This is a genomic window from Endozoicomonas numazuensis, from assembly GCF_000722635.1.
GTDB lineage: Bacteria > Pseudomonadota > Gammaproteobacteria > Pseudomonadales > Endozoicomonadaceae > Endozoicomonas_A > Endozoicomonas_A numazuensis.
The window spans coordinates 601,962-624,161 of record NZ_JOKH01000003.1; the positions used below are offsets into that span (position 1 = coordinate 601,962).

Genomic DNA, 22,200 nt, shown 5'->3' on the forward strand with positions numbered 1-22,200 from the left:
GCGACCCCAACCTTGGCAAGGTTGTGCTCTACCAACTGAGCTATTCCCGCAGAAAGATGTTTTAGGACTTCTTCAAAGTCCGCAGCAGGAAACGAGACTCACTCTTTAACCCTGAGGCGACCCCAACCTTGGCAAGGTTGCGCTCTACCCACTGAGCTATTCCCGCTTAATCAGATCATTCAATATTGAACTGAGCGACGCAGTTTAACGACTTATCCGGTCATAGAAATCAGTAGAAATACCATTTACTGATTTTGAAAATGGCATCCCGTAGGGGACTCGAACCCCTGTTACTGCCGTGAAAGGGCAGTGTCCTAGGCCACTAGACGAACGGGACACAATTTTTGATTCAAATACCTATAGCGAATAAAAAGCCAGGCTTTGAAAATTTGGTGGAGCTAAGCGGGATCGAACCGCTGACCTCAACACTGCCAGTGTTGCGCTCTCCCAGCTGAGCTATAGCCCCAAAATACTTCTCGCGACTCCGGCTCACCCTTCTCTTTTTGAGAAGTTGTTTGGCTGCCCCGAAACGCAGGGCGAATGATATGGATGCCCCCCCAACCTGTCAAGCGCACTTATGAAAAAATGTTTAATCCAAGCAGATAGTTATATAGGTTTTTCCTCTGTGAGCTTCATGCCCAAGGCTCCACAGAAATGCTTCTCTCTCAATAAAAAAAGGCCGGAAAAATCCGACCTTCTTTTTCAAAAGCTTCAATCTGATTTATTCTGACTCACTGCCCAGCATTTTGAATTCTTTTTCAAAGCGCTTTGTTTCTTTTTTGGACAAGCCACCCAGAACATTGACGGCATGACGCAAACGAGCACGAGTCATATCTGCGCCCAAAATAGCCATTGAGTCCATGACCGACCAGGAATTAGGTGTCCCTGCAATAGCCACAAAGATAGGATGGTTAAAGTCACCCAGCTTTAATCCCATTTCCTTGGAAAGCGTTTTTACTTCCGCAAAGATGTTTTCTTTGTTCCACTGCCTCAGCTGCTCCAGCCTCCAAAGGATAAACTGCAGCACTTTCTTCACCTCAGCCTGCTCCAGCTTTTTGTGGGCAAAATCTTCTTCAGAAAGATCCAGCATGCCAGAGAACATAAAACTGGCCATAGGCGCAAAATCAGCCAGCGTTTCTACACGACCCTGGGCGAATGGCAGGAACTTCATAATGTAGTCACTATTGAGCAACCATTTATGTAGGCGATAGGCAAACTGCTCGGTGCTCAGATCTTCACGAATCCAGCTGGCATTCAGCCAGGACAGCTTTTCCTGATCAAAAATAGGTCCGCCCAGAGACACACGCTGGATATCAAAATTTTCAATCATTTCATCCAGGTTGAATTTCTCACGCTCATCAGGCATCGACCAGCCCATACGTCCGAGATAATTCACAAGTGCTTCCGGCAGGTAGCCTGCATCACGGTAGTAGGTGATGCTGGTTGGATTCTTGCGCTTGGATAACTTGCTCTTGTCCGGATTACGCAACAGCGGCATATGACAAAGAACAGGCATGTCCCAGTCAAAGTATTGATAAAGCAGCTGGTGCTTGGGTGCAGAACTGATCCATTCTTCCCCCCTGATGACATGAGTAATACCCATCAAATGGTCATCAACCACATTAGCCAGATGGTAAGTAGGCATGCCATCGGCTTTGACCAGAACCTGCATATCCACCTGAGACCATTCAATCTCAATAGTGCCACGCAACATGTCTTCCACCTTACTGCTGCCTTCAGAAGGCACCTTCATGCGAATAACATGGGGCTCGCCAGCCGCCATCTTGCTCTGCACTTCTTCCTGAGACAGTTGCAGACAGTGTCCGTCATAACCCGAGCCCTGTTTGGTCTCGGCCTGTTCTGCCCTCAGTACATCAAGACGCTCTGTAGTACAGAAGCAACGAAAGGCATGATCATTATCAAGCAGCTTTTGTGCATGCTCATCATAAACTTCACGCCTTTCACTCTGACGGTAAGGTCCGTGGGGGCCACCCACATCAGGACCCTCGTCCCAATTTAGACCCAGCCAGCGCAGGGAATCCAGAATCTGCTGTTCAGATTCAGCTGTGCTACGCGCCTGGTCAGTATCTTCTATACGGAGCAGAAACTGGCCGCCCTGACTCTTGGCAAAAGCCATGTTAAACAGGGCAATATAGGCCGTTCCCACATGGGGATCGCCGGTAGGAGAGGGAGCTACGCGAGTACGAACAGTCATGATCTATTAACGAGTACAGTTTAAGTGGGCGCTAGTCTACACCCAGCAGGGGCTGCCCACAATGAATCAGCGACTCAGTATCAATTGAATCAGTTTTTCCCTGAACCATCTATGCAGGGGGTCGGCGGCAAGGACAGACGGCCATATCAATTTCTTCGGCACGGCAGGCATTTCCAGTGGGAAAGGATGAGCTTCTACAGCAAATCGCGCCATCAAAACATCAGCCAGCCTTTCAGGAATCGTGCAAATGGCATCAGTAGTTTCGATGATCGTAGCAGCAGAGTTAAAATGAGAAACCCGTGCAAGAATACTTCGCTTGGGCCTCTGCTTTCCCATCAAAATATCCAAATGAAAATTCTGCTGGCCATTGACAGCAAAAATAACATGTCGCTCCTGACAATAGTTATCCACAGTGAGCTCTTCGCCAATTCTGGGATGATTTTTTCGGGTAATCACCACCAATCGCTCTTCACCCACTGAGGTAAAATCCAGGCCCGAGTCATCTGGCTCCTGATAATGAATGGCAAAATCTGCCTTTCCGGATTTGAAGTCATGAGGCAAACCATCTGCAGAAACGGTTAGCAGATTAAGGCTGATACCAGGCGCCTCTTTCTGCAATGTGTTCAGCAAAGGTGCCAGATAAACCGATTCAAAATAGTCACCCGCCAGCAACGTAAACACTCTTTGACTCTCTTCCGGCTTGGGGTCTTTTCGAGACTCAAGACTCAGACGAATCTGATTCAAGGCCGGCCCAACGGTCTGATACCAATCAATAGCTCTGGGGGTCGGTTCCATGCCTTGTCGACTTCTCACAAATAACGGGTCATCCACCGTTATTCTCAACCGTTGCAGCGCCGCACTCATGGCTGGCTGGCTCATCCCCAGCAGATCTCCGGCCTTGGAAAGCTGTCCTGTTTCCATAACGGCTTCAAAGACAGTCAACAGATTAAGGTCCACACCTTTTAGATTAAACTTCATAACTCATTCTTATTATCAACCACATGGATATATTTAATACTAAATATCGATTTTACATATATCAACCACTCTCGTAGTTTTAGAAGCGTTAAAGACCCCCAGACCCCATTGCCTAAAGCAAAAGTGCAACAGCACTAAAAAAAAGAACAAGAATGCGAGGTTGTTATGAGTGAAAGAGAGATCATCGCGAGCATAGTCAGCTCAGGCTTTATTCTGGTGTTCGTCATTGAGCTTTTGGCGGGCAAATTCAAAGAATCTCCCCGCCCCTGGCGAGACGGCGGCTTTATCATGGCCGGGCTTTCTGCCCACGCGGTCATGTCGACCCCCTTGATAGGTTTTATTGCGGGTTGGCTGGTTGTCCTGATGTTTCCAAACAGTTCCGGCGCACTGGCAGACACCCCTTTCTGGTTAGCATTGGGCTGCATCTTTTTCACTCAGGAGATGATGCACTACTGGTTACACCGCTGGATCCATGAAAAAGAATGGCTGTGGAAAATTCACAGAACCCATCACACCGCTGAAAAACTTAACACCGGTGTAATCTGGCGCTACAACATTTTCTGGACTCTGCTGTTGCCTCAGGTCTGGATGCTGCCTTTCATGATTTATTTCGGGCTGGGCATTCCCTGTGTTGTTGCAGGCATGATCACCTTTTTTGGCAATATGCTCACTCACACCGCCTTCAGATGGGACCTGTGGCTGCGTAAAAAAATGCCCTGGAGTGAGCCAGCCTGGTGCGTGATAGAAAAGGTTATCACTCTGCCAGATACGCACCATGCTCACCATGCCTGGGGACCGGGATCCAACCTGAATGGCAACTACGCCACCACCCTGTTCATTTTCGATACGGTCTTTGGCACAGCAAAAATTCCGAATCGTGAGCAGAAACGATACGGCCTGCCAAAAGCCAAGAACCTGGACTGGAAAGAAGAACTTTTCTGGCCACTGATTCGAAAGCCAGAAGCATCACTCTCAAGCAAACAGCCATGAGCAGAAAATGCCATCACTTCGGAGTGATGAGAATGATCACCGTCTAAACAACAGCATTTTCATTAATAGAAAACACAAAACAGAACAAAAGGCAGCAGTATGAGAGGCGCATCGGTTTTAACTCTGAAGACCAACCTCCTTGACCCCGACCGAGTCAAGGAGGCCAGCGAAACTCCGGGGGGTGAAGTCAAGCGCCTGCTGGAGTTACAAAGAGCAGACTTCATCAGAGAAGGTGAAGTCAGTGCAGAAACCCGAATTGAACGACTAAATCAGACTATCGACCTGATTCATGACAATCATGACCACATTGTTCAGGCACTGGCGCAGGACTTTGGCAGTCGATCAGGACATCAATCCATTTTTTCTGACGTCTACTTCTGTCTGGAGTCTCTCAAACACAGCCGCAAACATGTACGACAGTGGATGAAGGCAGAAAAGCGAAAGCTGGATCTGATCTATCGTATCACCGGCAGTAAAGCTGAAGTGCAATACCAGCCCAAAGGGGTTGTCGGCATTCTGGGTACCTGGAATTTCCCGGTCAATACCGTCATCTGCCCGCTTGCAGGCGTTTTGGCTGCCGGCAACCGGGCCATTCTCAAGTTCTCAGAAGTTTCTCCTGCCACTTCAGCATTGATGGAATCTCTGGTGAAAACCCATTTCGATGAGAAAGTAGTCGCTGCGGTTTCCGGAGGCCCTGAACTGGGTTCCGAAATGACATCAGCACCGTTTAATCACCTGGTCTTCACCGGCTCCACCAATATTGGCAAAAAGATCATGAGGTCCGCTTCTGACCATCTCACCCCGGTCACACTGGAGCTCGGAGGTAAGTCCCCTGTTGTGGTGGACAGGGAATACGATGTCCAGGAAGCTGCCGAAAAAATAATGATTGGCAAAGCTCTGAATGCAGGCCAGGTCTGTCTGTCTCCTGACTATGTATTTGTACACGAAGACAAACTGGAGTCGTTCATTGAGGCTGCGACCCAGTGGACCCGAAAAATGTTCCCCACCATGAAGAACAACAAGGATTACACCGCTGTTGTGAACGAGCGTCATTACTACCGGGTCAAAGGTTGTATTGATGAAGCCAAAGAACGGGGAACCGATGTTCGCACCATAAACCCGGCCAAAGAAGCTCTGGAGCCCAAAGATTCTGTCTATAAGCTTCCAATGACCTTTATTGTCAATCCTGATGATGATTTGGGCATTATGCGCGAAGAGATTTTTGGTCCGGTGCTGGCGATCAAAAGCTATCGACAGATCAGTGAGTGTCTGGATTTTATTAATGCCCGCCCTCACCCGCTTGGCCTTTATATATTCAGTGATCAGCCTTCATTCCAGAACAAGGTCATCAAACAGACCCAGTCCGGTGGTGTCACCCTGAACGATGTCATCATGCATGGCGGTTGCGAAAACCTGCCGTTTGGTGGTGTTGGAGACTCTGGCGTAGGTCATTATCACGGAGTCTATGGCTTCAAAGAGTTCAGCCATGCGAGAGCCATCTTTAAACAGGGAAAAATCAACATTCAGAAACTCAGTGGTCTGATTCCTCCTTACACCAAAAAATGTGACCGTGCGCTGAAAGCCATGGTGAAAAAATAAGGACTAGAACATGAACAGATACGAAGGTTTGAATCAGGCCATAGTCGATCAGTTTGCTCCCAGACCGGGAAGGCAAGCCCTGCTACCAGAACTGTCTGAAAAGGCACAGGTAGCCCTGATGTGTCGCATGTTGTTCAGAGAAGGCTGGAGCGAGCACATTGCCGGTCATATTACCTGGCGCCTGCCCAATGGCAACATTCTGACCAACCCCTGGGAGTTAAGCTGGGATGAACTGACCGCCAAAGACATTATGACCCTGGATGAAAAAGGCAAAGTCATTGATGGTGAATGGAATATCACTCCGGCCATCGGTCTGCATATCCAGCTTCATGCTCTGCGCCCTGAGATCAACGTTGTTATTCACAACCATGCCCACTGGAGCGGTATCTGGGCAAACCTCCAGAAGGTTCCGCCTATTTACGATCAGGCGGGTGCCTACTGCGGCGAAAAGCTCCCTATTTATAACGAGTACACTGGCACTTTTGAAGATGAACACTCCACGCTTTCAGCAGCAGAAGCCCTGGGAGAATCCAAATGGGCTTTACTGGCCAATCACGGTTCACTGGTTGTAGGTGAAAATCTCAGACAGGCACACCTGAGAGTCATCACCCTGGAATGGCGCAGCAAGCGGGCCTGGGAAGCTGAAGTAGCCGGTGGTGCTCAACCGCTGCCTCCGGAAGAAGTGGAAAAACTCAGTCGTATCGACGACAACGGTTTTCCATTCTGCTGGGAAGCCATGGCTCGCCGGGAGTTGAGAGCCGATCCCAACTTAGTGAATGACGACTAAAAACCAATACATAAGCCGACGCTATCAGGCAAATCAGCAATGCCCTTAGCGAAACAAAAAGAATAAAAGGTATAAAACCATGAAGTTACAGGTGACACCTCTTGAAAATGTTGGCGTAGAAATCTCCGGTTTTGATATCAACGAGCCAGTCTCCGATGCAATTAAAGACGAACTGAAATCCCTCTGGCATGAATACGGCATTCTGGTGTTCCGAAACCAGGAAATAACCCAGGAAAAACAGATTGAGTTCAGTCGGATTTTTGGTCCGCTGGAAATCCACCCGCTCAAGGCCACAACCAATGAAGCCAACCCGGAGCTGTTTGTTCTGGAAAGCGGTGGAGAAAAGGACAAATTTTTCACAGCAAACTACAACGGTGAGGAAATTGTGGGTCGTCTGGACTGGCACATTGACCTGCACTACACCGGTCGACCCAATCATGGTGCCCTGCTCCGCGCAGTTGTGGTTCCTGAAAATGATGGTCTGACCGGCTTTGGTGATCTGGCCAAAGCCTACGATGCCCTGGATCAGGAAACCAAAGATCTGCTGGAAAAAATTGAAGTGGCATACACCTTCAGCATGCAACGCAGAAACATGCGTTATGTTGACGTGGAAGGTTATGAGCCAGGCCCGAATCAGCCTAAAAAACCCTCTGATATGAACTACCCGGACTTTCCTGATGCAGCCTACCCGGGGGTTGTGACTCACCCTATTACTGGCCGAAAAGTGCTTGGGATTGTCGAGCAGTTTCTTGATCGGGTGATCACGCCACAGCAGGCAGGCCTGTCCAATGACGAAGCAATAGACCTTCTGCAGAAACTGGTGGCTCACACACGCAGACCTGAATTCCACTACTTCCATGAGTGGAAAGAGGGAGACATGGTTCTGTGGGACAACTGGCGAGCCATGCACTGTACCACCGGCACACGAAAAGGAGTGCGACGCATTATCAATCGCACCACTATAGAAGGTGACGCTACCCTGGGCAGAGTTCTTACTGCAGAGTAATCACTGGTTGGGGGGATTAGCCCCCCAACTTTTTCATCGCTTCTCTGACAACATGATAATGTTGATTGACATCCAGCTTGGTCATTAGCCAGTTCACCGTTGTTCCCTGTACCAGTAAAGAGAAAAGAATAACGGCTAAAGTCATATCAATGATCAACTTCTTCTCGGGAATACTGTCAGGAATCGACAGCATCAGTGCCACAGGCACAACACCTCTCAACCCACCCCAGAACATAATCGCCTTGGTCTTGTTATCCACAGGACGACCCACCGGCAATCGATTTGAGATAGGCAGAAGCAAATAGACAACAACCAGACGACCAATAAGCACAGCTGCAATGGCAATCAGAAGATAGGGATAGTAATTCTGCAGATGCTCCAGGTTTCTGAACAGCAGATCTTCCTTCATACCCAGCAGCAGAAAAATCAGACTGTTCGCAAGAAAGGCCATAAACTCCCAATAAGGGGTAATAAAGCTGCGTACCTGATCCGACAATACTTTACCTGACTCAGAGCGCGTAACAATACCCGCAGCAATGGTGGACATGACACCAGACACGCCAAGCACATGATCAGCAATGATAAAACTGCCATAAGCCAGTATTGTGGTATGGGCTATCTGGACAAAAGGCTCTGATTTACCCAACTTAAGCAACCAGTGCGTGGCGATCCCCATAATTGTACCGACCAGAATCCCACCAAAAAACACTTCGATGAAAGACCAGACTCCACCCAGCACGACTCCGGTTCCCACACCCCCGCCAGCTTGAATCACGGCTAATACAATTCCGAAAATCACGATAGCGGTGGCATCATTAAACAGGCTCTCAGCATCCATTAGCATGGACATTCGTGCCGGAGCCCCAACTTCCTTGAATAAGGCAATCACAGCTACCGGGTCTGTAGCAGAAATCAGAGCACCAAATAACATAGCGCCAGCCAGACTGAGAGGTGTCAGGGCATTCATAATCACCCCGATGACCAACATGGACAGCACAACCCCAAATACGGCCAGATTCATGACCGAACCCATCTCACGAAACAAATGGGGCGGTTTGATATTAATAGCTGCATCAAAAATAAGGATGGGTAACAGCACATACATGATCAGATCATGAGACAGATCCACCTTGAGAACCGGCTCCAAAGCATCGGTGTATTGCGCCAGAATCCCCAAAGCCATGCCAATCACCACCAGGCCAATGGTGTAGGGAAACCTTAGCTTTTTAAGCAAAATGGATGAACTGGTAGCAAGAAGCAGCAGACCAGCCAGTATCAGGACCGGTGCAGCTAGGCCGGTTTCGTGCATGGCAAAACCTCTGGAATCATTCAAAAAACTGTATTGAGTTGAATAAATCAGGAAGAACAAGCGTCTGGGATACCCACTAAAAAGATAGCATCCTGCAGCAGAATAGACAGCTCCACCCTGAGAACCGTGCAGAGCTTACATCAGACCTCCATTATCCTGGTTATAAAAATTATTATTAAAGGATATAAGAAAGACTTATCGGACGCCTGAGACAAAGTAATACAGTAACGACCCTTCCATTATATTGAAAGGTTCCCAGAAGCAGAAAGCCTTTCAATATTGACAGCACTATAAGAAAGAAAAAGACCCAGAAGCCACTTTATTTTGCACGCAAAGTCAATCGACCGGTATAAAAACCCCACCCAAACAAGGCAATATTTAGTGCCCAACCCTATGGAATCGAATATTTCCGAGTACTTAACGGAAGAGATGTTAATTCACTCATAACAAAGTAATTCAAAAAAGCATCCCAAAAAAGCATCCCAAAAAAGCATTTCTTCGAATAGACGGCACATCTCAAAACAATCAAAACCAGACAGCCAAAGCAATCAGCCAAGCTATATAAGATGCTCAAAACATAATAAAGAACAAATCATATTCGTTAGTGACAAATGCCGTTATCTCAGACAGAAAACGACACTATTTTTATATATTCTAAAACAGCTTCCACTCCATTTAGCTCACCAAAAAATTCAAAAAGAGGGATGAAAAAACTCCATCAACTGAGAAAATATGACAAAGAATGCCACAATTGGACATCTACAGATTTAGTCTTGCTGCCAAGCAGTATAAAATGCCGCCGTTACCTTAAACAGAACCTCAACATGCACATCACTCTAAAACAGCTCAAGGCGTTCCGGGCTGTCGCCAGCCTCGGACAGGTTCGCCTGGCAGCCCAACAGCTTAGCCTCTCTCAGCCAGCGACCAGCATGGCCATTGCCGAGCTGGAGAACCAGCTGGGCTGTCAGCTGTTTGACCGAACCGGCAACAAGCTCCTGATCAACCATCAGGGCGAGTTACTTATGCCTCTGGCCTCAGAGTTGCTGGATCGTACATCAGAAATCGAAACCCTGTTCAGAGATCTTCAGAACACAGAATCCGGTCACCTTCGAATAGGTGCCAGCACAACGATTGGCAATTATCTTTTACCCGATATTCTGGCCCAGGTCAGCGCGGACTTTCCCAATATCAGCTTTAACATGGATATCCGCAATACAGAAAACATCATCAGCCGTATAGCCAGCTTTGATCTGGACATTGGCTGCGTTGAAGGCCCCTGTCAGCATGAAGATATCGACGTCATTCCCTGGCAGGAAGATGAACTGCTGATTATCTGTAGTCCTGACCACCCTCTGGCCAACCTGAGAGAGGTCTCTGTAGAGCAGCTGAATAACCAGAACTGGATTCTTCGGGAGTCAGGCTCTGGCACCCGAAATATTTTTGATCAGCAGCTCGGTCAAAAACTAACGGATCTGAGTGTCAAGATGGAACTGAACCAGTCAGAAGCCATTAAAAAGCTGGTGCAGTATGGACAGGGCATCAGCTGCCTGTCCCGCCTTTGTGTCAGCCATGAGCTGGAGCTGGGAGAATTAATTTCTGTAAAAGTCACTGGAGTCACTCTTAGAAGAACCCTCTCTCTGTTGCTTCATAAGAAAAAGTACCAGAGCCACATTATTCAGTTGATGCTCAGCGCTCTGGGCTGGCAGAAACCAGAATATTGACTATCTTTGATGAGCTGCTGATGAACAGAATATAAGGCAAGCCGCTTGCAGCTTATAACAAAGCATTTACATTCAAAACAGAACCCTATTGCCAGACTCGGTAGCCATACAGTCTGGCTTAACGCATTACTGCTGTTATCAGCAGCGTTGCTGTGTGGCTGTTCTTCCGGGCCTTCGCAGGACAGCAGTGAAGTTGCCCTTGAAAAACTGGATGTCAATGAATTAAAAATGACCATGCTCGCTGACATATCCAGTACGGTAGTCAGCGATGGTGAACTGGCCAACAATATCAAGACCGATATTGCCCGCTTGGCCATCACCCCGCTGAGGCGTTCCCCCGAAGTTCAGATTGCCGGTAGTGATGAGATCACTCGCCCTGTCGCCGTCAGTTTTCAAAAAGCTTTCGAACAGAGCCTGATGAATATGATGGACGAAGCCCAGCTCAGCCAAGCTGCAGCTATTATTCATACCCGCAAACCGACCACCCCACTGTGTAACCCTGCTGGCAAAGTGCTCAGACAAACGATGTCTGTTTCAATGCAGGGCAACCCACACCGAACCAAAACCATTGAAGACAGAACCGTTACACTTCGCAGAATGGCTCAGAATGGCCCCCCTATGGATCTTTACGTTGCTTATGTAAAAGGAGGCCTGGATAAACGTTCGCCAGAAGAACAATTGATCTATAAGCACGAGGTCAATTCGTCTGCCAACACCAGCCTCCATAACGAAGAGATGGCCTGTTCAGAAATGCCAGACGCAATAGTCGGAGCATCCTACGTGCTGACTACAAAACTGGGGCATACGCTCTACTTTGCCAACAACGGCACTCAAGCCGCTGATGCAACAGGCAGCACTCTCTGGCGATACTGGTTCGGTAGCCTGAAAGATGCCCCTGTCGACAAGCGTTACAAAGAGGTCTTCAAATATTTGAAAGAATGCGGCCTGGATATCCCCGACATCCCTCTCTGATCAATCCTTGATAGTGTATTCACTCAAATGAATACAATTCATCCGGTTAAAGTCAATAAATCGAGCGCAGCTTTCAACCATGGCATTCCGGTTTTTTGCCAGTTTCCTATCGTCATCTATGGCATCAAAGAAAGCATGAGGGGAATCCATCGCATCGGTGGGGAAATGCTCTTCTACTATGGCGATATAATTGAGCGAGTCTTCTGTCAGTTTTCGCACCACAATATGCTGCCTATAACCAAAAGTAGATTGTGTGGCTACAGCGACAGCTCCATGACTGTCTTTCCAGATAGACAAGAATTCCTCATCGCTCAGATCACCCCGCTTGTTCAGACAGCATAATTGCATAGAGCCCGGGGTTCTTTGTCTCTCTTCAGAAGGAGCTGACAGTATTTCTGACTCAGTGACCAGATAGCCCTCTATTCTGCTGCTATAGGGCTTCATCAATGCTTCCAGCGCTTGATGATCATTGGCAGATTTGACCCACAGTGAAATCATCGCATCAGGAAGAGGGCCACAATGTTGCTGCTTCAAACCTTCAGCTCTGGCCACATCTGCATCGTTCAGACTGACCCGCAAACTCAGGACATTGTCCTGTTTCAGCAAGTCTTCACTTAACAAGCCCAGTACAACCTCACAAAAAGCGGGCTGTTGAAAGTTTTCATCTGCTTTCAACAGATAGATAATTTTTTCCACGTTTCTTCCCTTATTCTTATTCTACCGTGAAAGGTATCGCATAGAGATAATCGCAATCTAGACATCATTTGTCATCCTATAATATGGATCACTCTATGCTTTTGATCATCAGGGAACCCCCGTCTGTGTCTCTTGTCTAAATCGAACGTACCAAACCTTACTCATCCTTATAGCACCAGTGCTCAAGTATTAAGGACAACCTGAATGACATGGAAAACGCTCTGCTATCCCATATTATTGTCGGGCTGGCTCTGAAGAATAATACAGGAGGGTATCTTCATGAATGACGTCAGAGCATGACAGATTTCAGTCCTGAACTGATCATCAGCAAGCCTGCTATTCGTGAATTACTCTCAAAGGATGCTGATCGTGAACAAAGGCAAAATTAAGAGCGCAACAGCCATCATACACACTGACCGCCCAACGACTCCTCTGTGCAACCTTAACGGCAAACTGGCTAAAGATACCTTACCTGAGTCGGTGAGAAGTGACCCCCAGCGTCTTAAAACCTTAAAAGACCGCACTGAAACCATGCGTTTACTGGCTCGAGAAAAACAAGTCGATCTTTATATCGCCTATTCCCACGGCGGACTGCTAAAGCGATCTGAAAAAGAACAGGGTATTTTCAAAGATGAAGTCAAAAGCCGAAAAAATATAGCTCTGCATAATGCTGAGCTCTCTTGCCCAACCATTCCGAAAAAACTCTCTGACGCCACCTACATCCTCAAACTGACAAACGGTAAAAATTTTCCCTCACCGGCAGTCAAATGCAGGATGCCGACAACACTATGGACTGGGGGTACTGGTTTGAAACCTCTTTAAGATCACTTGAGCAACACTGCACACTTCATCTGAAACCTTTCTTGCTGCGAGGTCAATGCACTGGATACCAAGCCTTAAAATAATCGATAAATATATTCATATTTATATTTATATTTATATTTATATTTATATTTATATTTATATTCTCACACATAAACGACCAGCATGAGTTATCTCATTTATTTATTAATAAAAAAGATTCTACTCCACTACACTCAGACTGCATTGATCACTCCATCAACGCACCTCAGGGTATGTCATGAGCAATCAATTCCCCACACTGCTGATTCAGAAAGATGAAAATCATTTCGTTGAAGACGGCGCCATGTTTTATGAGGATTTTGTCGTTGGCCGTGTTATTGAGTCCAGTCATGGCAGAACCATTATAGAATCCGACTGTGTTTCCCTGACCATACTTCTTGGCATTGAATCCCAACCTCATACTAACCGGGATTTCGCCAAAAAATCAGAGTTTGGTGACCTGATCGTCGAACATATAGTGACCTTCGGAATGGCAGTAGGTATTCACTCACGTCTAATCAGTGGGCACGCTGCCGCGAATCTTGAATTTGATGAAATCAAGGCCCTGAAACCCGTCAAAATAAACGACACAATTTATGTCTCATCAGAAGTCATCAGTGCTCGTGAATCTAAATCCCGACCCAAGCAGGGCCTGGTAAAAGTGATGCTCATCATTCGTAACCAGCACGGAGATGTCGTGATGACAGGGACTCGGACCATGTTGGTTTGGAAGCGTAATGCTTCATAGGAGATACCAATATGAGCGGACAACAGATTGCCATCCCTTGTGTCTATATGCGGGGTGGAACCAGCAAAGCCGTCTATCTTATGGGCAAGGATTTACCTCCCCCCGGAGAGAAACGGAACAATATTCTGATGCGAATCATGGGCTCACCAGACCTTACCGAAATAGACGGTATGGGCGGAGCCCAAATAGTCACTTCCAAACTGGCTGTCATTGATCCCCCATCCAGGCCAGATGCCGACGTCGATTACACCTTCGGACAGGCAGAAATTGATCACCCTCATATCGATTACGATGCCAACTGCGGCAATATCTCTTCAGCGGTGGGCCCTTTTGCCATTGACAGCGGCCTTGTGAAGGTAAAGGAACCCGTTACCCGGGTCAGAATACATAACACCAATACCGGCAAAGTTTTTATTGCAGATGTTCCTGTGGTCAACGGCGAGGTTGCCATCCAGGGAGACTTCAGTATTGCTGGAGTTCCGGGAACCGGGGCCCGAATCGACCTGGATTACAGCGGCACATCGGGGGCTGTCACAGGAAAATGCCTGCCGACAGGCAATGCCACCGATACGTTGACACTGGAATCCGGTAAAACCATTGAAGTGACTGTTTTTGATGCAGGTAACCTGGGTATTTTTGCCAAAGCTGAAGATCTAGGGGTAACTTGTCACGAAAGCAAACAAGAGCTGGATGAGAATCAGCTCGTACTGGATAGCGTGCGCGAAATACGTGGCAAGGCTGCTCAGATGATCGGCATGTGTGATCGTTGGCAGGATATCGATAAAGTATCGCCACTGCTGCCACTGGTGATTCTGGCTAAAGAGCCAGAAAGCAAAAATGAAGACCTTCGAATCCGGATGTTTCTGCTCAACAAGTGTCATCCTGCTCTGGCGGGCACAGGCTCTGTCTGCACATCGTCGTCTGGGGCAGTGCCAGGCACTATTGTCAATCAACTGGCCACCATAGCCAGTCCTGAAGAATATACCCTCAGAATAATGCACCCTCAGGGCATCATGCCTTTGCATGTAGCCAGTCGCAGTGTCAGTGGTCAGCTCTGGCCCGAATTCCTCAAAATCCAGTACGGCCGAACAGCCCGAAAGATCATGAGTGGCCAGGTATACATTCCCAACGTCGAATATTGATCGGGTTATGATGAAACAAACGGCATTACTGGTTCTTGATCTGATCAATGATGTTGTCCATCCAGACAGCCCTATTGCTTCAGCATCTTCATGTGTTGCAGAAAAAAACCTGATTTTAAATACCAATCATTTGATTGAACACATCAGAAAGCAGCGCGGACTTATCATCTTTTTCAGAGTTGGGTTTTCTGCCAGCTACATTGAATGCCCTACTCAACCCTGGTCTTTATTCCGGGGAGTACGAGAACCAAGAGCTTATGAACTGGGTCAGTGGGGAACCGAATTTCACCCTGACCTGGCCTTGAACAACAACGACACCGTTCTGGTCAAACACCGGATCAGCCCTTTTTACTCAACAGAGCTGGAAGCTATCCTCAGAGCACAGTGTGTCAGCAGACTTATTCTGACCGGGGTATCGACCGATTACGTGATTCAGTCCTGCGCCCGTGAAGCTCATGACCGTGACTATGACACTGTCGTTGTTGAAAATCTCTGTGCCGCTTCAACCCATGAGATTCATGACCAGGCTATTGCCAGTCTTAAAAGACTGGTCAATGTTGTTCATTCATCCGAACTCCAACAGGAGTGATCCCATGTCTTATCAAGAAGAATACCGAAGCAAACTTCGCTCAGCCTCTGATGCGGTCCAGATCATTCCCAAAAACAGCACAATGGTCATTGGCCTGGGGATGTCAGAGCCTCCAGCCCTACTGAGTGCGATTGAAGACCGTGTAAAGTGCAAAGAGCTTGAAAAACTCCGTCTGTATTACATGCACCCTGCCACCCCCTTACAAGACACCCTGTTGAAAATGGAGTATCTGGATACGGTCGACCTCTATCCTTTCTATGCCACTCACAAAGAATGGGAGCTGCTAAAGGAGGGACTGAAAGAAGGCGTTAAGCTGGTCAATTACATCCCGGCCAATTTTCACCAGATACCCTACATAATGACTCATGATCTGACTCTGGATACCTGTGTCGTCACGGTTTCACCTATGACCGGTGGAGGCTACTTCAGCACAGGTACCAGTTCAGATTACACGATCGTAGCCGCCAGAAATGCGAAACGACTGATCATAGAAGTCAACGAAAATATGCCACAGGTGTTTGGCAATACTTACATCCATATCTCGGAAGTGGATGCCATTGTCGAAAATACCGTAGAACTTCCACAAGAACCTCCCCACAAAGAACCCAGCGCTATCGATGAAAAGATTGCCAGTCATATAATTGGACACTGCACTGATGGTATGACTATTCAGATTGGAGCAGGTAATGTACCCAATGCCGTCTGTAACAAGCTCTCTCAGTTCAATGATATGGGTATTCACAGTGAGCTACTCTCCCCTTCCATGGTGCAGCTCATAAAATCCGGTAATGTAAACAACCGCCTGAAGAAGATCGATGTGGGCAAATCGGTGTTTACCCTGTCAGCCGGAAATACGGAAATGTTTGAATTCATCCACAACAACCCGGGCATAGAAGGACACCCTGCCAGTTATGTGAATGACCCCTGTGTGATTGGTAAAAACGACAGAGCCTTTTCACTCAATGCCTTTGTTGAGATTGATCTTTTTGGTCAGGTAAACGCTGAGTTTATTGCCGGTCACCAATACAGCACGGCCGGCGGACAACTGGATTTTATTGAAGGGGTACAACGCTCAAAAGACGGTATCTCTATTCTCGCAGCCACTTCAACAGCAGGCGGAGGTAAATTCTCAAGAATCGTAAAAAGTATATCTGGTCCGGCCACAGACACTCGAAATTCTATTCAATACGTTGCCACCGAATTTGGTATTACCAGCCTGCGGGGCAAGTCTACGTCCGAAAGGGCCAGAGCACTGATTGCACTGGCTCATCCGGATTTCCGCCCGGAACTGGAAGAGTACGCCCAGTCTCAACACTATATCTGAGAGGACGAAGCCCCCTATTTTCTGGGACTGAAGGATCCAGTCCCACTCAGGTTATAAAAAAGTCCGTTAATATACATACCTTTCCCTTCAAACTATTAAGTAATTGTACGGAAATAGGCCCGTTGCCCCCCCTCGCCACGATGACAAAGCTTCAGCAGGTGATTAGAATTCGCTGACTACAATCAATAACCTACGTCAGGTAACTGAAGCATTATGCATAAAGTCATTGAGACCCCGGATGCACCTCCTGCCATTGGCCCATACTCCCAGGGAATTCAATTTGGCAACCTGATTTTCACTTCCGGTCAGTTGCCTATTGAGCCAGAAACCGGAGAAATGTCTGAAGACACCAAGGAACAGGCTCATCAATGTCTGAAAAACCTGAAATCAGTACTGGAGGCGGCGGGCAGTGGCCTGAACAAAGTCAAAAAAGCCACCGTGTTCGTAAAAGACATGAATGACTTTACTGATATCAATGAAGTTTACAAACAGTACTTCACTTTCCCATTTCCAGCTCGCAGCCTTGTAGAAGTAGCTCGACTGCCTAAAGATGTGAAGGTTGAAATAGAAGTCGTTGCATCGGCAGAATAATCCGATGCGTAAGCATGGGGGGTATAGGTTTTTAAAACCTGAGAGCCCCCAAATGCCTTACCACATCAGGTCATCCGGAATTTCATAATCCGCATACCACTCCTGCTCTTCTTCTGTTAGCTCACTCTGATTCTCAGATTGAACCACTACTGCAGTCGGTTCTCTCTCTTCGATTTTTCTGGCCACAGTGGCAGGAATCACCCGATAGTCTTCTTCATCTCCCTGACTCAGAATACCAATTGCGAACAGTCCACGACTCAGCTTGTTTTGCATGCCTTCGGAGACATAGATCTTTTTCACTTTGCTATCAACAACAAAGTTATACCCCACATCCCCTGCTTCTCTGGGAATGGAATTCATTTCTATCAGTTGGCGTACCTGAGCCAGAAGTGCCTTTTGCTGGCGCTCTTCCTCCAGCTTACGATTGAGTTCACGGTCCCGCTCAACCTGCTCCGCTTTCTGCTTTTCAAGCTCAATACGGCGCTTTTCCTGATCGGTCAGCTCGCCACTTTTAGCGGCTTGCTTCTTCGTTTTCTTATTACTGGTTTTAGCTTTAAGGGCTTGCTGCTTGGTGGCCAGGCCAGCTCCCATCAGCTGGTCTCTCAGTGATTTACTCATGGATTGCTCAAATAGATAGGATCGAAGATCGGAAAAATTTCAGGATACACATATTAGCAGGCGCGCCATTTTGGAGCCAGCCGGAGTCTTTCTGTTATCAAGAAAGCTTATGGGTGACTTTATTTTTCACAGGGCTCTGCGGCTTTGGAAACAACATGGAGTTTAGGGTATTTCGTCAGTGCACTTTGCAAGTCCAACTCAATATTGATCTGCTCACCTAAAACTAAACTCAGTTTATGTAATGACCCCCGGCCTTCATAAGCCACCTGCATATCAATGACAAGAATGGCTACTTTTTTCCCTTGTTGTAACAGTTGCTCAATATGAGTTCTGGTATCATCAAACCCGGCCTGAGCGCCGGATACGAGGCATAGCATCGAAAAGAAGATCAACGTTTTCATGACTATCCATTAGGGGCTGTGACAGAACACTTGCAGATAAGCCACTCTGTGTTTGAAAATAGACTATTAAACTCTGGAAAGCAGTCAAGGGGGACGCAAACAATGAAAACCAACATCACATTGATCGGAATGCCGGGTGCAGGCAAAAGTACCATTGGCATTATTCTGGCCAAAGATCTGGCTTATGGCTTTCTGGATACCGATGTACTGATACAGATCAGTCAACAGAAAACCCTGCAGGACATTGTTAACGAGTCAGGCTATATGGTTCTTCGAGACATTGAAGAAGCTGAGTTACTGAAGGTGAACCTTAAACGCCATATTATTGCCACGGGCGGGTCAGCCGTATACAGCGATGCGGCTATGAAACATCTGGCCAAAGAATCAGTCATCGTCTTTCTGGATCTGGATCTTGAGCAAATCCGCAAACGCATTCATAACTTTGACACCCGTGGTATCGCCCGTTCTGAGAACCAGACGATTGAAGACCTGTTTGAAGAACGAGTGACGCTTTACAAGAAATATGCGGATGTCACGATTGATTGCCGGGAGCTGGATCAAGATAGTCTGGCTTTTGAGATTATCAATAAAACAAAAGCGTTTCTTTAATCCGCTCACAAAATTCCTCAAAAGAGTGGGCTAAGTACCCAGCCCTATGGAATCGAATATTTCTGACTTATTGGGCAGGCTTCCTGCAAGTCGTAACAATGGAGTAATGACTAACAACAGCGGAAGGCGTTTAAAAAAACAAAACCCGACTGGAGTACAGTCGGGTCTTGGATCAGCTCATCTAATAATGCCTGTTAAATGAGCCTCACTGTGACATTGACCTGGTTTCAGGCTATATCAGTGAATGTCTTTCCAGTACTCACGCTTGAGCAGCAGAGATACGATGAAGAGCAGAACCAGGAACAGCAGGACATAAATACCCAGCTGCTTGCGTTCCATCTTCATAGGCTCAGCAGAATATGCCAGGAAGTTGGTCAGGTCATACATGGCCTGATCATACTCCGCTGGTGTCATAGAGCCCTTACGATCAGGATCAACCGTCAGACCACAGATCTTCTCACCGGTCAGAGGATCACGCTCAGTAGGACTGGCACCCTGACAGCTATCAATCTGTATTCCCTGTAGTTCCATTAGAACATGAGGCATACCTACATCAGGAAATACCTTATTGTTCACACCCCAGGGGCGCTTGGGATCTTCATAGAATGTACGCAGGTAGGTGTACACCCAGTCATCACCACGAACACGAGTCACCATAGTCAGGTCAGGTGGCGCAGCACCAAACCAAACCTTGGCTTCATCTTTTCGCATGCCATTAGTCATCAGATCACCGATCTTGGAAGACTGTGGCATCAGGTTTTCCAGCATCAGATCGTGTGGAATGCCAATATCATCGGCTACACGCTCATAACGCTGGAACTGAGTAGCATGACAGGCAGAACAAAAATTCTGATAGTACATGGCACCGCGCTGCAAAGAAGCCTTGTCCGAAGGATCCGTTTCAATAGGATCCAGTGGATAACCGGTACCACCAGCCGCAAAGCCAAGTACAGGAACCAGCGAGAACAACAGGGTAATTATTGCTTTTTTCATTATCCGGTCACCCTCTCCGGTACGGGTTTTGTTTTTTCCCATCGTGTATAGAACGGCATTAACAAGAAGAATGCGAAGTAGAACAGGGTACAGATCTGGGCAATCAATGTGTAAACCACTGTCGCTGGCTGTGTTCCCAACCAGGTCAGAATAATAAACACAACAGCAAACAGAGCAATACCTACCTTGCTGATAATACCCTTGTAGCGCCAGGACTTAACCGGACTACGATCCAGCCAGGGCAATACAAACAGAATGGCGATTGCGCCACCCATAGCAATAAACCCACCCAGCTTCGAATCAATTGGACCAATATCAAAGGTAATGGCACGCAAAATGGAGTAGAACGCCCCCATGTACCAGACTGGAGCTATGTGTGCTGGTGTTTTCAGCGCATCTGCCTGTTCAAAGTTCGCATACTCGAGGAAGTAGCCGCCCATTTCCGGGAAGAAGAACATGACACTACAGAAAACAAACAGGAAGACAGCCACGCCCACCAGATCTTTCACGGTGTAGTACGGGTGGAAAGGAATACCATCCAGTGGAATGCCATTCTCATCCTTCAGCTTCTTGATTTCGATACCATCCGGATTGTTAGAACCCACTTCATGCAGAGCAATAATATGCAGAAGTACAAGGCCCAAAATAACAATAGGCAAGGCAACGACGTGCAGAGCGAAGAAACGGTTCAGAGTAATGCCTGAAATCAGAAAATCACCACGAATCCACTGTTGCAGATCAGGGCCGATAACAGGAATTGCACCAAACAGGGAGATAATAACCTGGGCACCCCAGTATGACATCTGCCCCCATGGCAGCATGTAACCCATAAAGGCTTCTGCCATCAGCGCCAGGTAAATGGCCATACCAAAGATCCATACCAGCTCACGGGGAGCACGGTAAGAGCCATACAGCAGGCCCCGGAACATGTGCATATAGACGACGACAAAGAAGAACGAGGCGCCGGTAGAATGCATGTAGCGAATCAACCAACCGTACTCGACATCACGCATAATGTACTCAACAGAAGCAAAAGCCTGTTCAGCACTAGGCACATAACTCATAGTCAGCCAGATGCCGGTCAGCAACTGGTTGACCAGAACCAGCAGTGCCAGAGATCCGAAGAAGTACCAGAAGTTAAAGTTCTTTGGTGCGTAGTATTTACTGAGATGATCTTCCCAGACCTGGGTGACTGGAAGCCTGGCATTGAGCCAATCCATGAAGTTGCCCATTATGCATTCTCCTCATCTTGGCCGACAATGATCACGGTGTCGCTCTCAAAGATATAAGGAGGCACTTCCAAGTTGGTAGGTGCAGGCACTCCCTTGAATACACGACCCGCCAGATCAAACTTGGAACCATGACATGGGCAGTGGTAACCACCTTTCCATTCAGGGTCAAATTCCATCGGCTTAACTTCAGGCATGTATTTAGGTGAACACCCCAGATGGGTGCAAAGACCTACCAGAATCAAATACTCGTCCTTTACGGAACGGTATTCATTCGCCGCATACGCGGGCTGCTCTGACTTCTCGGACTTGGGATCTCTCAATTTATCGTCAAGAGATCTGATGTTTTCCAGCATGGCTTGTGTTCGTCTTACCACAAACACAGGTTTCCCGCGCCATTCAACAACAATCTGCTGTCCCGGCTCTAGCTTACTGAGGTTCACCTTCACAGGAGCACCAGCAGCCTTTGCTTTGGCACTGGGATTCCATGATTTGATAAAAGGTGTAGCGACCCCAACGGCTCCGGCAGCCCCCACCACCGAAGTCGCAGCCACGAGAAAGCGGCGCCGGCTGTTATTTACGCCGTTGTCACTCATTTAACCTACTCTCCCCATCCAGGCAAATGCCCAATGACTTCTTTTAATTCACGGGTGGGATATTAGCAGGGAGTACAAGAGATGCGTCTCTTAATAAGAGAAAAACCTTTCTATGACTTTCCCCCGCCCCCTATCAAAGCTCTGTCTGATTATTTGTCCCACCTTGGCAGCAATGCGTAATGATACTGGTTTTAGCTTCTATACAAAAGCCTTACATGAAGTTTTCCTGAACCTGAGAATCAAT

22 protein-coding genes and 3 tRNA genes are annotated in these 22,200 nt (G+C 47.4%); 13 read left to right on the top strand and 12 right to left on the bottom strand.

What is annotated here, in order from left to right:
* Window positions 1-83: 83 nt before the first annotated feature.
* The 5 genes from GZ78_RS15380 to GZ78_RS15400 form a co-directional block, all read right to left on the bottom strand.
* Window positions 84-166 (bottom strand) — tRNA-Gly (locus GZ78_RS15380).
* A gap of 95 nt (window positions 167-261) precedes the next feature.
* Window positions 262-337, bottom strand: a tRNA-Glu gene (locus tag GZ78_RS15385).
* 53 nt (window positions 338-390) lie between these two features.
* Window positions 391-466 (bottom strand) — tRNA-Ala (locus GZ78_RS15390).
* Window positions 467-721: 255 nt separating this feature from the next.
* Window positions 722-2,215, bottom strand: coding sequence for a glutamate--tRNA ligase (gene gltX / locus GZ78_RS15395; protein WP_034837694.1), 1,494 nt, complete (start codon window positions 2,213-2,215; stop codon window positions 722-724).
* Window positions 2,216-2,281: 66 nt separating this feature from the next.
* A complete protein-coding gene (locus GZ78_RS15400) occupies window positions 2,282-3,193 on the bottom strand; it encodes a LysR family transcriptional regulator (protein ID WP_034837696.1) in 912 nt (303 codons plus the stop codon).
* A gap of 165 nt (window positions 3,194-3,358) precedes the next feature.
* Here GZ78_RS15400 and GZ78_RS15405 point away from each other — a divergent pair, with 165 nt between their 5' ends.
* From GZ78_RS15405 to GZ78_RS15420, 4 genes are all read left to right on the top strand, one after another.
* Window positions 3,359-4,183 (top strand): sterol desaturase family protein, encoded by an 825-nt coding sequence (locus GZ78_RS15405; protein ID WP_034837699.1) that lies wholly within the window; start codon window positions 3,359-3,361, stop codon window positions 4,181-4,183.
* 99 nt (window positions 4,184-4,282) lie between these two features.
* Window positions 4,283-5,782 carry a coniferyl aldehyde dehydrogenase gene (locus GZ78_RS15410; RefSeq protein WP_081869881.1) on the top strand — a complete coding sequence of 500 codons (1,500 nt, stop codon included), beginning with the start codon at window positions 4,283-4,285 and terminating at the stop codon, window positions 5,780-5,782.
* 10 nt (window positions 5,783-5,792) lie between these two features.
* Window positions 5,793-6,569, top strand: coding sequence for a class II aldolase/adducin family protein (locus GZ78_RS15415; RefSeq protein WP_034837702.1), 777 nt, complete (start codon window positions 5,793-5,795; stop codon window positions 6,567-6,569).
* A gap of 79 nt (window positions 6,570-6,648) precedes the next feature.
* Entirely contained in the window at window positions 6,649-7,575 is a 927-nt protein-coding gene (locus GZ78_RS15420) for a TauD/TfdA dioxygenase family protein (RefSeq protein ID WP_034837704.1), read from the top strand.
* A gap of 16 nt (window positions 7,576-7,591) precedes the next feature.
* On the opposite strand, the gene GZ78_RS15425 is transcribed toward GZ78_RS15420, so the two are convergent.
* Entirely contained in the window at window positions 7,592-8,884 is a 1,293-nt protein-coding gene (locus GZ78_RS15425; RefSeq protein ID WP_152558763.1) for a cation:proton antiporter, read from the bottom strand.
* 824 nt (window positions 8,885-9,708) lie between these two features.
* Here GZ78_RS15425 and GZ78_RS15430 point away from each other — a divergent pair.
* Both GZ78_RS15430 and GZ78_RS15435 read left to right on the top strand, forming a co-directional pair.
* Entirely contained in the window at window positions 9,709-10,605 is an 897-nt protein-coding gene (locus GZ78_RS15430; protein ID WP_034837707.1) for a LysR family transcriptional regulator, read from the top strand.
* Between the two features lie 45 nt (window positions 10,606-10,650).
* Entirely contained in the window at window positions 10,651-11,577 is a 927-nt protein-coding gene (locus GZ78_RS15435; RefSeq protein WP_034837709.1) for a hypothetical protein, read from the top strand.
* Here the strand turns inward: GZ78_RS15435 and GZ78_RS15440 are convergent, their stop codons facing one another.
* Window positions 11,578-12,273 carry an EthD domain-containing protein gene (locus tag GZ78_RS15440; protein ID WP_034837712.1) on the bottom strand — a complete coding sequence of 232 codons (696 nt, stop codon included), beginning with the start codon at window positions 12,271-12,273 and terminating at the stop codon, window positions 11,578-11,580.
* Window positions 12,274-12,642: 369 nt separating this feature from the next.
* Here GZ78_RS15440 and GZ78_RS15445 point away from each other — a divergent pair, with 369 nt between their 5' ends.
* The 6 genes from GZ78_RS15445 to GZ78_RS15470 all read left to right on the top strand — a co-directional run bounded on the left by GZ78_RS15445 (window position 12,643) and on the right by GZ78_RS15470 (window position 17,510).
* Window positions 12,643-13,095: a hypothetical protein gene (locus GZ78_RS15445; RefSeq protein ID WP_152558764.1), complete on the top strand. Its 453-nt coding sequence runs from the start codon at window positions 12,643-12,645 to the stop codon at window positions 13,093-13,095.
* Window positions 13,096-13,354: 259 nt separating this feature from the next.
* The gene (locus GZ78_RS15450) at window positions 13,355-13,864 is read left to right on the top strand and encodes a MaoC family dehydratase (RefSeq protein ID WP_051786223.1); all 510 of its coding nucleotides are present in this window, start codon (window positions 13,355-13,357) and stop codon (window positions 13,862-13,864) included.
* Window positions 13,865-13,875: 11 nt separating this feature from the next.
* On the top strand, window positions 13,876-15,006 hold the full coding sequence (locus GZ78_RS15455; protein WP_034837717.1) for a 2-methylaconitate cis-trans isomerase PrpF family protein: 1,131 nt from the start codon (window positions 13,876-13,878) through the stop codon (window positions 15,004-15,006).
* A 7-nt stretch (window positions 15,007-15,013) separates the two neighbouring features.
* The gene (locus GZ78_RS15460) at window positions 15,014-15,595 is read left to right on the top strand and encodes a cysteine hydrolase (RefSeq protein WP_034837720.1); all 582 of its coding nucleotides are present in this window, start codon (window positions 15,014-15,016) and stop codon (window positions 15,593-15,595) included.
* A 4-nt stretch (window positions 15,596-15,599) separates the two neighbouring features.
* Window positions 15,600-16,919 carry an acetyl-CoA hydrolase/transferase family protein gene (locus GZ78_RS15465; protein ID WP_034837722.1) on the top strand — a complete coding sequence of 440 codons (1,320 nt, stop codon included), beginning with the start codon at window positions 15,600-15,602 and terminating at the stop codon, window positions 16,917-16,919.
* Between the two features lie 213 nt (window positions 16,920-17,132).
* Window positions 17,133-17,510, top strand: a complete 378-nt coding sequence (locus GZ78_RS15470; RefSeq protein ID WP_034837725.1) for a RidA family protein — start codon at window positions 17,133-17,135, stop codon at window positions 17,508-17,510.
* 57 nt (window positions 17,511-17,567) lie between these two features.
* Here the strand turns inward: GZ78_RS15470 and GZ78_RS15475 are convergent, their stop codons facing one another.
* Window positions 17,568-18,128 carry a DUF2058 domain-containing protein gene (locus tag GZ78_RS15475; protein ID WP_034837727.1) on the bottom strand — a complete coding sequence of 187 codons (561 nt, stop codon included), beginning with the start codon at window positions 18,126-18,128 and terminating at the stop codon, window positions 17,568-17,570.
* Between the two features lie 119 nt (window positions 18,129-18,247).
* Window positions 18,248-18,529, bottom strand: a complete 282-nt coding sequence (locus GZ78_RS15480) for a hypothetical protein (protein ID WP_034837730.1) — start codon at window positions 18,527-18,529, stop codon at window positions 18,248-18,250.
* 102 nt (window positions 18,530-18,631) lie between these two features.
* Between GZ78_RS15480 and GZ78_RS15485 the strand changes: the two genes are divergently transcribed.
* On the top strand, window positions 18,632-19,138 hold the full coding sequence (locus tag GZ78_RS15485; RefSeq protein ID WP_034837733.1) for a shikimate kinase: 507 nt from the start codon (window positions 18,632-18,634) through the stop codon (window positions 19,136-19,138).
* Between the two features lie 237 nt (window positions 19,139-19,375).
* Here the strand turns inward: GZ78_RS15485 and GZ78_RS15490 are convergent, their stop codons facing one another.
* Genes GZ78_RS15490 through petA form a run of 3 tightly spaced genes read right to left on the bottom strand, consistent with a single transcriptional unit; the run spans window position 19,376 to window position 21,956 of the window.
* A complete protein-coding gene (locus GZ78_RS15490) occupies window positions 19,376-20,131 on the bottom strand; it encodes a cytochrome c1 (protein WP_034837735.1) in 756 nt (251 codons plus the stop codon).
* Window positions 20,131-21,363, bottom strand: coding sequence for a cytochrome b (locus GZ78_RS15495; protein WP_034837738.1), 1,233 nt, complete (start codon window positions 21,361-21,363; stop codon window positions 20,131-20,133). Before GZ78_RS15495 ends, GZ78_RS15490 begins: the two co-directional genes overlap by 1 nt.
* A complete protein-coding gene (gene petA / locus GZ78_RS15500) occupies window positions 21,363-21,956 on the bottom strand; it encodes a ubiquinol-cytochrome c reductase iron-sulfur subunit (RefSeq protein ID WP_034837740.1) in 594 nt (197 codons plus the stop codon). Before petA ends, GZ78_RS15495 begins: the two co-directional genes overlap by 1 nt.
* Between the last annotated feature and the right edge of the window lie 244 nt (window positions 21,957-22,200).